This is a genomic window from Bacillus sp. SH5-2 (genome assembly GCF_008368905.1).
Taxonomy (GTDB): Bacteria; Bacillota; Bacilli; order Bacillales; family Bacillaceae_G; genus Bacillus_A; species Bacillus_A luti.
In genome coordinates this window covers 77,011-90,894 of the sequence record NZ_QOSD01000006.1, presented here as the reverse complement: position 1 = coordinate 90,894, position 13,884 = coordinate 77,011, and the positions used below count along the sequence as shown (strand labels likewise).

At 37.3% G+C, this 13,884-nt stretch carries 10 protein-coding genes; 9 read left to right on the top strand and 1 reads right to left on the bottom strand.

The window, feature by feature from the left end; translation table 11 throughout:
- The first annotated feature begins 5 nt into the window (after window positions 1-5).
- The 4 genes from DN410_RS05480 to lsrB are packed head-to-tail and all read left to right on the top strand — an operon-like array spanning window position 6 to window position 4,463.
- On the top strand, window positions 6-1,487 hold the full coding sequence (locus tag DN410_RS05480) for a sugar ABC transporter ATP-binding protein (RefSeq protein WP_149175694.1): 1,482 nt from the start codon (window positions 6-8) through the stop codon (window positions 1,485-1,487).
- Window positions 1,484-2,437 (top strand): ABC transporter permease subunit, encoded by a 954-nt coding sequence (locus DN410_RS05475; protein ID WP_149175693.1) that lies wholly within the window; start codon window positions 1,484-1,486, stop codon window positions 2,435-2,437. Before DN410_RS05480 ends, DN410_RS05475 begins: the two co-directional genes overlap by 4 nt.
- Window positions 2,434-3,423 (top strand): ABC transporter permease, encoded by a 990-nt coding sequence (locus DN410_RS05470; RefSeq protein ID WP_149175692.1) that lies wholly within the window; start codon window positions 2,434-2,436, stop codon window positions 3,421-3,423. Before DN410_RS05475 ends, DN410_RS05470 begins: the two co-directional genes overlap by 4 nt.
- Window positions 3,420-4,463, top strand: a complete 1,044-nt coding sequence (lsrB, locus tag DN410_RS05465; RefSeq protein WP_149175691.1) for an autoinducer 2 ABC transporter substrate-binding protein LsrB — start codon at window positions 3,420-3,422, stop codon at window positions 4,461-4,463. Before DN410_RS05470 ends, lsrB begins: the two co-directional genes overlap by 4 nt.
- 44 nt (window positions 4,464-4,507) lie before the next feature.
- On the opposite strand, the gene DN410_RS05460 is transcribed toward lsrB, so the two are convergent.
- Window positions 4,508-6,010 carry a malate:quinone oxidoreductase gene (locus DN410_RS05460; protein ID WP_149175690.1) on the bottom strand — a complete coding sequence of 501 codons (1,503 nt, stop codon included), beginning with the start codon at window positions 6,008-6,010 and terminating at the stop codon, window positions 4,508-4,510.
- A 381-nt stretch (window positions 6,011-6,391) separates the two neighbouring features.
- Here DN410_RS05460 and DN410_RS05455 point away from each other — a divergent pair, with 381 nt between their 5' ends.
- The 5 genes from DN410_RS05455 (at window position 6,392) to DN410_RS05435 (ending at window position 13,669) form a co-directional block, all read left to right on the top strand.
- Window positions 6,392-7,438, top strand: coding sequence for a DUF2332 domain-containing protein (locus tag DN410_RS05455; protein WP_149175689.1), 1,047 nt, complete (start codon window positions 6,392-6,394; stop codon window positions 7,436-7,438).
- Window positions 7,439-7,689: 251 nt separating this feature from the next.
- A complete protein-coding gene (locus DN410_RS05450) occupies window positions 7,690-9,429 on the top strand; it encodes a sigma 54-interacting transcriptional regulator (protein WP_149175688.1) in 1,740 nt (579 codons plus the stop codon).
- A gap of 240 nt (window positions 9,430-9,669) precedes the next feature.
- Window positions 9,670-11,274, top strand: a complete 1,605-nt coding sequence (locus DN410_RS05445) for an ATP-dependent acyl-CoA ligase (RefSeq protein ID WP_149175687.1) — start codon at window positions 9,670-9,672, stop codon at window positions 11,272-11,274.
- 44 nt (window positions 11,275-11,318) lie between these two features.
- Entirely contained in the window at window positions 11,319-12,110 is a 792-nt protein-coding gene (locus DN410_RS05440) for an enoyl-CoA hydratase (RefSeq protein ID WP_149175686.1), read from the top strand.
- Between the two features lie 122 nt (window positions 12,111-12,232).
- Window positions 12,233-13,669, top strand: coding sequence for a GntP family permease (locus tag DN410_RS05435; RefSeq protein WP_149175685.1), 1,437 nt, complete (start codon window positions 12,233-12,235; stop codon window positions 13,667-13,669).
- The last annotated feature ends 215 nt before the right edge of the window (window positions 13,670-13,884 follow it).

Here is a 13,884-nt window from a genome sequence, read left to right as displayed (position 1 = left end):
ATCATTTGGAGAACGTGCCCTTATTACAAATAAAAAAAATGAGTAAGGCGTTTTCAAATCAACTTGTACTAAAAGAAGTGAACTTACAAGTAGAGCGTGGTGATATATATGCTTTAGTTGGGGGAAATGGTGCTGGAAAATCAACATTAATGAAAATATTAACGGGGTTATATTCGTATGATAGTGGAGAAATATATGTAAAAGGTATGAGACAAAAGTTTACAAACCCAAAAGAAGCACACCGAGAAGGAATTTACTTAATACCACAAGAGCCACTCATTTTTCCACATATGACACTTGAAGAAAATATATGCATCGGGCTAAAAGGGAAGAAAAAGGAATTAAAAGTAAGGATTCAGCAATTGATTGACAGTTTAGGATGGAATATTGATCTGAATGAGCTAGGGGGATCGCTATCCATTGCGCAGCAACAATTAGTAGAAATTGTTAGAGGATTAATACGAGAAGCCGAGATTCTTATTTTAGATGAGCCAACATCGACATTAACAACTCACGAAATGAAGAGTCTTTTTGTGTTGCTGAAAAGTTTACAAGAAAAAGGAATTGGAATGATATACATTACGCATCGCTTTCCAGAAATCTTTGAAATTGCAAATAAAGTAGCGATATTACGTGATGGAATGATTACAAACCAAGGGGATGTATGTGATTATACATATGACATATTGATGGAGGGACTATTACCAAAAGAGTATAAGCAGAAAGAGAAAAAAGAAGTAGTTCACGAGACAGAAAGAACGAAAAAAATATTAGAAGTGATTAATGTGAATGGTCACGCATTCGAAAATATATCACTAACCGTACATGCTGGAGAAATTGTAGGTATTGCTGGCATTGTTGGATCAGGTAGGACAGAATTGGCAGAAGTGGTATTTGGATTGAAATCTATACAATCAGGTTCAATTTTATTAGAAGGAAAATCAATTGATACATGTTCTTTACATAAAAGGCTAAGTGAAGGGCTAGTTTACGTGCCAGAGGATCGGGCGAGAAATGGGATTTTTTCAATTGCATCTGTGAAAGAAAATATGACAGCAGCATGTTTACAGCAAAATAATCGCTTTTTTATTAACCGAGAAAAAGAAAGCGCTTTAGTAAAATCGTTTATAGAGCAGTTCCGAATTGTTGTACCGAATACGAATGAAGAACTTGCATCTTTATCAGGAGGTAATCAGCAAAAAGTCGTGCTTGCCAAATATCTCGCATGTAATCCGAAAATCATTATTTTAGATGAACCAACGCGCGGAATTGATGCGAAAGCAAGGCTTGAAGTGTATGAGACGATAGAAGAAATGAAGGGTGAAGGACTCGCCATATTATTAATCTCTTCAGATGTAGAGGAAATTGTTCAATTAGCAAACCGTGTATATGTGATGCGAAATGGGCAATTTGTTTCTCATTTGGAGAAAGAACAAATAAGTGTGGATGAGGTTACACGCCTTGCATACGGAGGTGTAACAGAATGAAACGTTTGTTTAAAATGCATGAGACGTCTATCATACTGTTACTATTCATTTATATAGCTACTGTTGGAATAATAAACCCTAGTTTTGTTCAATTTAACTCGTTATCTTTAGTAATGAAATCAAGTGTTATTTTAGTCGTGCTAGCAATTGGCCAATCTTTTGTCTTATTTACGAAAAATATAGACGTATCAGTTGGCTCGATTATGGGCATAAGTGCGGCGGTTTGTGGAATGGTGTTAACGAATGACTATAGTGCATTTTTGTCTATACTTACTGCTATTTTGCTAGGAGCAGTTATCGGCTTCATAAATGGGGTTGGCGTTGCAAAGTTTCGGGTACCGGCCATTATTATGACATTAGGTATGTTAGGGATCATTAGAGGTGCGATGTTAATTTTTACAGGCGGAAAGTGGATTGAAGATATTCCAAGCGACTTTAAGCAGCTGTCATTACTCGTTATACTTGGTTTGCCAATCACCGTATGGAGTGTTCTTATTATTTTATTACTACTATATTTCTTTTTAATGAAAGTGCCGTACGGAAGATACTTCTACGCAGTTGGTGATAATGAAGACGGTGCGAGACTCATTGGGATACCTATAGATAAAGTGAAGATATATGCGTTTATTATATCAGGTATAAGTGCGGGGCTTGCTGGTTGCATATTTGTTATGAATATCGGGTTCGTTCCAAATCAAACAGGTACAGGATTAGAATTACAAGTAATCGCCGCCGCTGTACTAGGAGGGATTCATTTAAAAGGAGGAACAGGATCTATATTTGGAGCCGCATTAGGAGCATTATTTTTAGAAACAATAAGCAGTTCACTCGTCTTTTTAAAGATACCGGCATTTTGGAATAATGCTATTTCAGGTTTTCTATTATTACTTATCATCATATTGGATAGTGTTATGAAAAAGTGGAAATCAGAAAGGAGGATGAATCTATGAAGTATTTTTACAGATGGGAAGGTGTTCTAATCGTATTGCTTCTTATAGAATTCATTCTCTTTAGTTTTCTAAATAGTGATTTCTTAAACGTTAGTAATCTCCTTTTTAGTACAAATGATTTCCTATTTATCGCAATCGCGGCAATACCAATGACTTTCGTTATTGTAACAGGAGGAATTGATGTATCGGTCGGCTCAATAATGGGGCTCACTTCAATCTTGATCGGTGTACTTTGGATGAACGGAACTCCTATTTTGTTTGCTGTCATAATTGCCCTAATAATTAGTTGCTTAGCAGGAGCTTTAAACGGATTCATTATAAAAATGACAGATGTAGAACCACTCGTCGTTACACTCGGAACGATGTTTTTATACGGGGGGATTGCACTCGTAATTTCAGGAGGAGCGGGTGCTTCTGGATACGAAGGAATTAGTGGTTTGCCTGATAGTTTTGTACAACTGGCAAATGGAAGTTGTATAGGAATACCTAACTTATTATGGTTACTTATCGTGTTAACAATCATATGTAATACATTGTTTCGCAGAACGATATATGGGCGTCACATTAAACTAACAGGTGCGAATGAAAATGCAGCGAAATACACCGGGATCAAAACGAAAAGGGTAGTTATCATTGCTTACATACTTTCTGGGTTAGGAGGTGGATTAGGGGGAGCTTTCTTAACTGCATATTTCGGTTCCGCCCGTGCTGACATTGGAAGTGAGACCATTTTACCAATTATTACGGCAGTCGTATTAGGCGGAACACTTATTACAGGTGGAAAAGGTAGCATTTTTGGTACTGTACTTGCTAGTATTTTCATTGGAATTATGCAGTATGGTCTACAAATGACAGGTTTAACGAATGAACAATCGAATGTAGTAATAGGTATTATCCTTATTCTTTCAGTTATTATGAGACATTTCAAATTACATCAATTCTTAGCGGAGAAAAGAAGGAATTTGCATAAGGGGGAAATGTCATGAAGAGAAAACTGGGGATTGTGTTGATTGTATGTATTTGTTTAATCGGATTAATTGCTTGTTCTAGTCAAACGGCAGATAAGAAAAAAGCTGATGATGTGAAATTTGCATTTATCCCAAAATTAACAGGAGTTGGTTTCTTTACATCGGGCGGTGAAGGTGCAAAAGAGATGGGGGATAAGTTAGGCGTACAAGTGAAGTATGATGGACCGTCTGAAGCAAGTGTTTCAGGGCAAGTAAAATATATAAATAATTTCATTAACCAAAATTATGATGCAATTATGGTCTCTTCTACATCGGTAGATGGTTTATCGCAATCATTACAACGTGCTAAGAAAAAAGGGGTGACGGTGTTAACGTGGGATTCTGATGTGAATCCGAAAGATCGTTCATTTTATATAAGTCAGGGCACCCCAGACCAACTTGCAAACTTATTAATTGAGATGACTTCAAAGCAAATTGGAGATAAAGGAAAAGTAGCATTTTTTTATTCTAGTCCAACAGTAACAGATCAAAACCAATGGGTAACGAAAGCAAAAGAAATTATTAAAAAGAAATATCCAAACTGGGAAATTGTAACGACGCAGTATGGTGAAAATAATGCGCAAAAATCATTATCAGTAGGGGAGAACATATTAAAAACGTATCCTGATATTAACGCAGTCATTTGTCCAGATGCAACAGCACTTCCAGCAATGGCGCAAGCAGCTGAAAACTTAAAAATGGATAAAAAAGTAGCCGTAACTGGATTCTCTACACCAAACGTCATGCGTGATTACGTAAAACGAGGGACAGTACAGCAATTTGGATTATGGGATGTAAAACAACAAGGCGCTCTCGCAACGTATGTTGCAAATGAAATTGTTGTAAAAGGGAAGAAGTTAAAAGTAGGGGATAGCTTCGAAGTAAAAGGTATCGGAAAAGTGAAAGTAGAGCCTAATTCAATTCAAGGATATGATTACGAGGCAGAAGGAAACGGAATTATCGTATTGCCAGAACGAGTTGTATTTACGAAAGATAATATTGATAAGTATAATTTCTAGTAACGAAAAAACGTCCGAATATATCGGACGTTTTTATTTCTTTATTAATTATGAACCGTTTCTTTTTCGTTTAATCCAAGTGTACGTCCTGTGGAAGCGTGTAAATCTTGGAATAGCTTTGGATTTTCAGTGAGTGAAATGCCGTAAGAAGGGATCATCTCTTTTATTTTTGGCTCCCATTCGAGCATACGGCCTGGGAAACATTTTTCTAATACTTCAAGCATGACGTGAACGGCAGTAGATGCACCTGGAGAAGCGCCAAGTAACGCAGCAATTGAGCCGTCAGCAGCACTGACAACTTCTGTACCGAATTGAAGCGTTCCTTTACCGCCAGCATCAGTATCTTTAATTACTTGCACACGTTGGCCAGCAACTACAATATCCCAATCTTCACTTTTCGCATTCGGAATGAATTCACGTAATTCTTCCATACGTTTTTCATGTGACAGCATAACTTGTTGGATTAAGTATTTTGTTAGTCCCATTTCTTTTACACCAGCTGCTAACATTGTTAAGACGTTATTTGGTTTTACAGAGCCGATTAAATCAAGGTTTGAACCAGTTTTTAAGAATTTAGGTGAGAAACCTGCAAACGGTCCAAACAGTAAAGCTTTTTTATTGTCTATATATCTCGTATCCAGATGAGGAACAGACATTGGCGGAGCGCCAACTTTAGCTTTACCGTATACTTTTGCATGATGTTGCTCAACAACCTTTTGATTTTTACATACCATAAATAGTCCACTTACTGGGAATCCACCGATATGTTTTGATTCGGGAATACCCGTCTTTTGTAGTAGAGGTAGACTACCACCACCGCCTCCAATAAAGACGAATTTCGCAGTATGGTGCTCGATTTTTCCACTGTTCATATCATGTACTTTTACATCCCACAAACCGTTCTTTGTGCGTTTAATATTTTCAACACTATGTTTGTAGTTTAGCTCGACATTTTTAGTTTTTAAGTAATCAAACAACATGCGCGTTAACGCACCGAAGTTAACATCTGTTCCAGAATCAATTTTTGTTGCAGCCATCGCTTCATTAGATGCACGGCCATCCATAATGAGTGGAAGCCATTTTTTTAATGTTTCAGGAGCATCAGAATATTCCATTCCTTGGAATAACGGATTTTTTGAAAGCGCTTCAAAACGATTTTTAAGAAACTCTACATTTTTTTCCCCTTGTACTAAACTCATATGGGGTAGTGGCATAATAAAATCTTGTGGATTACGAATTAAATTTCGTTTTACAAGATATGCCCAAAATTGTCTTGAAAGCTGGAACTGCTCATTCACTTTTACAGCCTTACTAATATCTATAGATCCGTCAGATTTTTCGGAAGTATAGTTAAGCTCGCATAGCGCAGAATGCCCCGTACCTGCATTATTCCATTCGTTAGAGCTTTCTTCCCCGGCACTTGCGAGTTTTTCAAAAACTTTAATTTCCCATTCTGGTGCTAATTCTTTCAGCAATGAGCCTAACGTTGCACTCATAATTCCTGCACCGATTAAGATAACGTCTGTTTTTTGCTGCATGTTGCTCATGATAATCTCTCCATCCCCTATATTGGCAAAAAAGAGTAGGTGTTTACTATATCTAAGCCGTAAAATTGAAAACACCGCCTAGGCCCCACCTAGGTGTATACCTTTTTTGTCTCAATTATATAACCATCTCATACTCTATTATAATAATTAATAGACTAAAATATCTAGTGTTATCTGATAATTTTAAACTATTTAACGTTATATTTGCTAAAATTCTTATTTAACAAGCATTTTTCAGTTAATGAATAGATAAAAATTACGGTTTGAAATTATCTCGAAAAAGCTTACGTCTCCTTAAGTGACTAAATTGAGTACCTTTTTATGGGATTTTTCTTTTGGTAATGGTAAGATTATTCCGAAAAATGAAAAGGAGGGATTCAAATGCGTACAAAAGAACAAATTTCAAACTTATTTCGAAATTTTTCAATAAAGGAATGTAAAGGGTCAAGTGACTTGTATGAATACTTATCTATAAAAATTGCTGAAGATGATGAAGTGCTTACACTATCTTTCTACGCTCAAGTAGGCCAACCAGTTCCAAACTTATTATTAGGTGCAGTACATTATTTATTACTAGCAGGGAAAGAACATCATTTAAAAACGTATTATAGTAGCTTAGTTGAAAATGCTAATACAAATTTAGATGAAGCTTTTGATCATTTTAAAGATTTTTGTAAAACGTACCGAGAGGAAATCATTACTTTATTACAAACGAAACTTGTTCAAACAAATGAAGTAAGACGATGTGCATATTTATATCCAAGTTTCAGCTACATATTTAATAAAGTGAACAAACCGTTAGCGTTAATTGAAATTGGGACAAGTTCTGGATTACAATTATTCTGGGATCAATATAGCTATTCGTACGGAACAGATGAAACATACGGAAATATAAACTCGAATGTACATTTAACTTCTGAAATAAGAGGGGAGAATGTGCCTCATTTATTAAAAGAGAGTCCACCTGTCGCAGAAAGAATCGGACTAGATTTACATGTAAATGATTTACATAGTGACGAAGATTATTTATGGCTACGTGCACTAATTTGGCCAGAACATAAAGAAAGGCTTGAACTGTTTGACCAAGCAGCATCTTTAGTGAAAAATGAATCTGTTCAATTAATAGAAGGAGACGGTGTAGAGTTATTGCCATCCATTATTGAACAAATAAGTGGAGATGCTGTAATTTGTATTTTCCATACACACGTCGCAAACCAAATACCTGAACAAGTAAAGCATAAATTAGAAAAACAAGTGCAAGATATCGGCGGAAAACGTGATGTATTCCACCTATATAACAACATGTGGGACCGGGATCTTCATATTGATTATTATATTAACGGACACGAATATCGTGAAACGGTTGGAGAAACAGAAGGACATGGTAGATGGTTTAGCTGGAAGCTTGGAGATAGGACTTTATGCTAAAGTAAACGTGATAATAATGGTTATTATCACCATTATTCGTAATGAAAACAGTTGATGGAAGGCAATTAGTCAACTGTTTTTTCTTTTTATTAAACACTTCTTAGTATCAAAAAAGAACCCACCGGTGAATTAGCTATTTTATTAATTCAAGAAATTATAACTTCAAACGGAAAAACCAAAGGAAAGTAAATATTAAAAATGAATATATAATACATGCGAAAAAGAGCGCAATTGGATAGGGGGGCTTTCAAATGCATATGACCGAACGAATGAAATTGCAGGTAACTAGTCAGGCTCTTCAGGTAATGAATAACGGAATTGCTGTTATAAGACGTGATGGAATTATCATATATAGTAACAAACTATTCTGTAGCATGTTACATAAAAAAGAAAATGAAATAATAGGTGAGCATATATCAACGATTATTCCTGAACGTAAAAAGCTAGTAGTGAATCAAAATGATAGTTTGTACAGGTATGAATGTAAGAGTGGTAACGAAGTTTTAATTGTGAATGAATCCTGTGTATATCAGGATGGGGCAGAAGACGGATCAATTGCTATTATGGAAAGAAAGGGTAAAAGTATACAGTCTTTGGAAAGTATCATAAGTCGATATGAAAGTGCCTTAAATTTACTGTCTGAGTGCATTCTAGGGGTAAATGAACAAGGGATTGTCAATTTTTTAAGTGGATCGTATGCACAATTTTTAGGAATTGATGATCCGAAGGAAGCGATTGGAAAGCATTGTACAGAGGTTGTTGAGAATACGAGGATGCATATTATTGTAAAGACGGGGCAGATGGAAATTGGGCATATCCAGCGTATAAGTAATCGGAATATAATCGCAACGCGCATACCTATCATTAAGGAAGGAAAGATTATTGGAGCAATTGGTAAAATTATGTTTCATGATATACAACAGTTTAAAGCTTTAGGAGATCAAATTAGTGAGATGGAATCAAAGTTATCTTACTATCAAACTGAATTACAGCGGCTGCAAGAAGGAAGGCTGTCTTTTCAAAGTATTATAGGAGAAAGTGTAAAAATGAAAGAAGTCAAAACGATGGCTTTAAAGGTTTCTAAAAGTCGGTCTACTGTTTTGATGAAGGGAGAGAGTGGTACTGGAAAGGAACTCTTTGCCCATGCAGTACACCGTGCAAGTCCGCGTGCTAGTGGCACATTTATTCGTTTGAATTGTGCTGCGATTCCGAGAGAACTTTTGGAGGCTGAATTGTTCGGATACGAAGAAGGAGCTTTTACAGGAGCGAAAAAAGGTGGTAAGCCTGGGAAGATTGAGTTAGCCGATAAGGGAACTTTGTTTTTAGATGAAATTGGTGATATGTCTTTGGACATGCAGGTGAAGTTGCTTCGTGTATTACAAGAGAAAGAGATTGAAAGAATTGGCGGTACGAAAATTCAAAAGATTGATGTTCGTTTCATTGCGGCAACACATCGAAATCTCCGTGAAATGGTGCAAAGAGGGGAGTTCAGGGAGGATTTATATTATAGGTTGAATGTGTTTGAGATTGACATTCCTCCGTTACGAGAGAGAAAAGAAGATATGATACATATAACGGAATTTTTAATTAAGAAATTGAATGGTGAGCTAGGTAGTAATGTTATTTCATTGGATGAGAGGGTTAGAGATATATTCATGGAGCATGATTGGCCAGGGAATATTAGGGAGCTAGAGAATGTGTTAGAACGAGCGATGAATGTTATAGAAGGAATGATTATTCAAGTACATCATCTTCCTGCCTATTTAAGGAAAAAAGATTTGGAAGAAACGTTATACCATGAAATATTTACGTTGGACCAGGAGAAGCATGAGATGAGTTATTTACTGCAGGCAGAAGTAGAGTCTGCTGAAAAACGTGCGATTACGAGAGCTTTGGAAAAAACAGTTGGAAATGTAAAAGAGGCAGCTGATCTTTTAGGAATTCATCGGGCCAGCTTATATCGAAAAATAGAAAAATACGAAATGTCATAAAGGAATGTAAAGGGCAAACAGGCCCTTTTTTTGTTTGTGGTAATAAACACTGTCTCTTTTTTGCGACATTTTCTTATAGATACGACATGGTTGCTAATGTTTGTAGCGCAAATGCGACATGTGAGGTTAGAAAAGTAAGGGAGATTACGGAGGAATAAGGGAATAGAGAATGAGTCGATTTTTGGCATGTTTCTTGCTATATAAATAAAAAAGGTTTTAGCAGGAAGGGGATGGAATGCAATGCTGGAAAATCATAGCTTACCGCATTTTATTATGCAAAGTATCGAAAAAACACCAAGTAAAGTGTATTTACAATTTGAAGAACAAAGGGTTACATATGAGGAACTTTATCATCGAATTACAAGAGCCATAGCGGGTTTTTGTGAGCTCGGTATTCAAAAAGGAGACAAGGTTTGTATTATGCTTCATAACACTCCTGAATATCTGGATGTATGGTTTGCTTTATCTTTTATGGGAGCAATTGCAGTGCCTCTGAATGTACATTTAAAAGGAGAAGGTTTGCAGTATATTGTATCTCACTCCGATTGTAAGTTAATTATCGTTGATAAGGAATTTGTTCCTCAAATTGCCTCTTGTTTGACAGTTATACATAGGGACATTCAAATTGTTGCTTACGGAAAAAATGAAAGCGTAGTCATTACGGACGATGGTAAAGAGCGGTTAGTAATCGAATTGAAAGATGTACTACATACAAATAATCATCATCTTCCAACTGAATTTGTTTCCTCCACTTCTATTAACAGTATCCTTTATACCTCTGGAACGACTGGTTTACCTAAAGGGGTCATGTTAAGTCATTCTGCTTATGTAAATTCTGCGCAGTCATTTGCCAACTATATGGTTGGCGCAAGTTCAAAAGATGTTTTATTTACAGCGCTTCCGTTATTTCATATAAACGCCCAGGCTCATACAGTACTCGGAGCTATTTCTTCCAATGCGACGATCGCGCTTGGTAAACGGTTTAGTGCTTCTAGATTTTGGAATGAAATTCGCAGTCATGGTGCAACCATTTTTAATTCTTTAGGATCTATGATTCCTATTCTCTGCAAGCAGGCAGAAAAGGAAAACGATAATGACAATTTAGTAAGGGTAACGGCTTGCGCTGCTACGCCTAAGGAGTTTTGGAAGCCGTTTGAGGAGCGATTTGGCGTTAGGATTGTGGAAGGTTACGGATTAACGGAAACGACGGGTTTTTGTGTAACGAATCCACTTCATGCCAATAAGCCACCTTCTATTGGAAAACCATATTCTTACGTAGAGACGAAGATTGTTAATGAGGATGGAAATGAAGTGCGGACGGGTGAAATTGGAGAGATTTTTATTCGTTCCTTACAGGGACAAGCATTCATGGAAGGTTATTATAAAATGCTTGATAAAACAGAGGAGGCGATGAAGGAGGGATGGTTCCATACAGGAGATCGCGGTTATCTAGATGAGGAAGGTTACTTATATTTTAGCGATAGAATCAAACAGTGTATCCGGAGGCGTGGAGAAAATATCTCCTCTTGGGAAATCGAAAAAGTTGTGAATGATCACCCGAAAGTACTTGAATCCGCGGCCATTGGTGTCCCGTCAGAAGTGGGAGAAGAGGATGTTAAATTATATGTGATTGTAAAGAAAGATGAAACGATGTCCCATGAAGAGGTTATAGATTGGTGTCAAGAACGCATGGCTTATTTTATGGTACCTCGATATGTTCAGTTCAGTGAAACTTTCCCAAAAACTGCGACGGAACGGATTCAAAAGTTCAAGCTGCAGGAGGAAGGAATCGGCAGCGCTTGGGATCGCGAACAGGTCGGTTATGTAATTAAAAGAACGAGTTGATGTGCTGATTTTACCTCATTACATATCGGAAAGAAGGGATTGAATTGGAAAATAAGCGGGTTGTTACATGGTCCAAAGAAAATGGAATCGCGACGATTATCATTGATAATCCACCTGTGAATGTATTAAGCGATGCTGTGGTAGAGCAACTGACGATAGCGGTCGATGAAATCGAACGGGATGATGAAGTAATTGTTGTACTTCTAACTGGCGCTGGAGAAAAGGCCTTCGTTGCAGGAGGGGACATAAAATCGTTTCCGGAATGGATTGGGAAAGGGATTGAATATGCGGAGGGAAAATCATTGTGGCTTCAGCATCCGTTAAATAAAATAGAAAGATTGCCGAAGCCTGTAATCGCTGCTATTAATGGATTAGCGCTTGGAGGCGGGTGTGAATTAGCTTTATCGTGTGATTTACGGATTATAGAAGAACACGCCCAAATCGGGCTTCCGGAAGTGAAATTAGGTTTATTTCCAGGTGCGGGAGGAACGCAACGTTTACCACGATTAATTGGAACTGCAAGTGCGAAAGAAATGATGTTTACTGGTGAACCACTCACTGCCGAAGTAGCTTGGCGAGTTGGTTTGGTGAATCATGTTGTTCCGCGTGGCAAAGCGCTGAATCAGGCGAAGGAATTAGCTGTGAAGATGGCTCGGTTTTCCCTTCCTGCATTATCTTTGATGAAGCAATCTATCGATAAGGGAATATCTTCTTCTCTTGAGGAAGGACTAAAAATAGAAGCTGAAAATTTCGGACATGTGTTTCAAACGAGTGATGTAAGAGAGGGGGTGGAGGCCTTTATAGAAAAGAGGGCACCACTCTTTCAGCATAAATAAAAAGCTATAACTATAAATATGCAAAAAAGTAATGCCTGCCTCTGGCAGGCATTACCACAATATATACAAAAAGAAAAGGATACAAATTTAAAAAATCCATATTATTGAGGGGGATTGGGGTTATGGATTTATTGATTGTATTGTTATCGCTTGGCTTGCTTATTTTTGTGGCTTATCGAGGATTCTCAGTCATTTTATTCGCTCCGTTATGTGCGTTGCTCGCTGTGTTTTTAACAGAACCGGCGAATGTTTTACCATTCTTTTCTAATGTTTTTATGGCGAAGATGGTTGGATTTATAAAATTATATTTTCCTGTATTTTTGCTTGGAGCGATATTCGGTAAAGTGGTAGAAATCACTGGAATAGCAGAAAAAATCGCGAAAATTATTATCCGTTTTATAGGAGTGAAAAGAGCAATTCTTTCTATTGTATTAATGGGAGCGATTCTTACATACAGTGGTGTTAGTTTATTTGTCGCAGTATTTGCGATTTATCCATTTGCGGCGCAATTATTTCGCGAGGCGGATATTCCGAAACGTCTCATTCCAGCAACAATCGCATTCAGCGCATTTACGTTTTCGATGGATTCACTTCCTGGATCGCCTCAAATCCAAAATGTTATTCCAACTACGTTCTTTAAAACAGATATTTATGCCGCTCCTACATTAGGAATTATAGGAGCACTGTTTATCTTTATATGTGGCATGTTGTATTTGGAAAGATGTAGGAAGAAGGCAGCTGCTAAGGGAGAGGGGTACTTCGGAAAAGGTGGTGCTACTTCTGAGATGGCTGCTACAACTAGCGCGCAATTGGTGCAAAATCCGATTGCTTCCAGCGATGTAATTCCAGCTAGTTACTGGATGGCATTTTTACCGCTTGTACTGGTTGGAGTGATGAATAAAGTCTTTACAGAATTCATTCCTGTTTGGTATACAAAGGGATTTGATTTTGCATCCATAGGTTTGAGGGAGTACGGAACAATTGATATGGGACAAGTCGTGGGGATTTGGTCAGTGGAAATGGCACTTCTTATCGGAATATTATCTGCTATATTATTAAACTTCCAAGCGGTAAAAGAACATTTTCAATCAATTACAAGCGTTGGTGTGAGTGGTTCAATCTTAGCAGCTATGAACACTGCAGCTGAGTATGGATTTGGTGCCGTTATAGCTGCGTTACCTGGATTTGTCATGATTCAAAACTATTTAACGGGGACTTTCTCAAATCCTTTAATTAGTGGAGCAGTCATGACGAATATATTGTGCGGGCTGACGGGATCAGGCTCGGGCGGAATGAGTATTACATTAGGTTTAATGGCAGAAAAATATATTGAAGCGGCAGCGAACTTTGATATTCCGTTAGATGTGCTGCATCGTGTAATTGCTATGGCGGCAGGAGGTATGGATACTTTACCTCATAACGGAGCAGTTATAACTTTACTTGCAGTTACAGGATTAACGCACCGGGAAGCTTATAAAGAGATTTTTGGTATTACGATAATTAAGACACTTGCCGTATTCTTCGTTGTTGGAGTGTATATGATGTTTTCTATTGTATAGTAGGGAGGTCAATTAGCTGTTATTAATAACGCAGTCATAATGTCAGATAATGAATAGTGTTAAATACAAACAGCCATCTTTCTATGAGACGATGGTTGTTTGTATGTTTTCAATGAATGTCATACAAAACTCAAATTGTGGATTGAGGTTGAAATATCCCCAACTTTAATTGGTTAAGAAGAGTAGGGCTTCCCTGTTAAAATAATAAAGTCGGT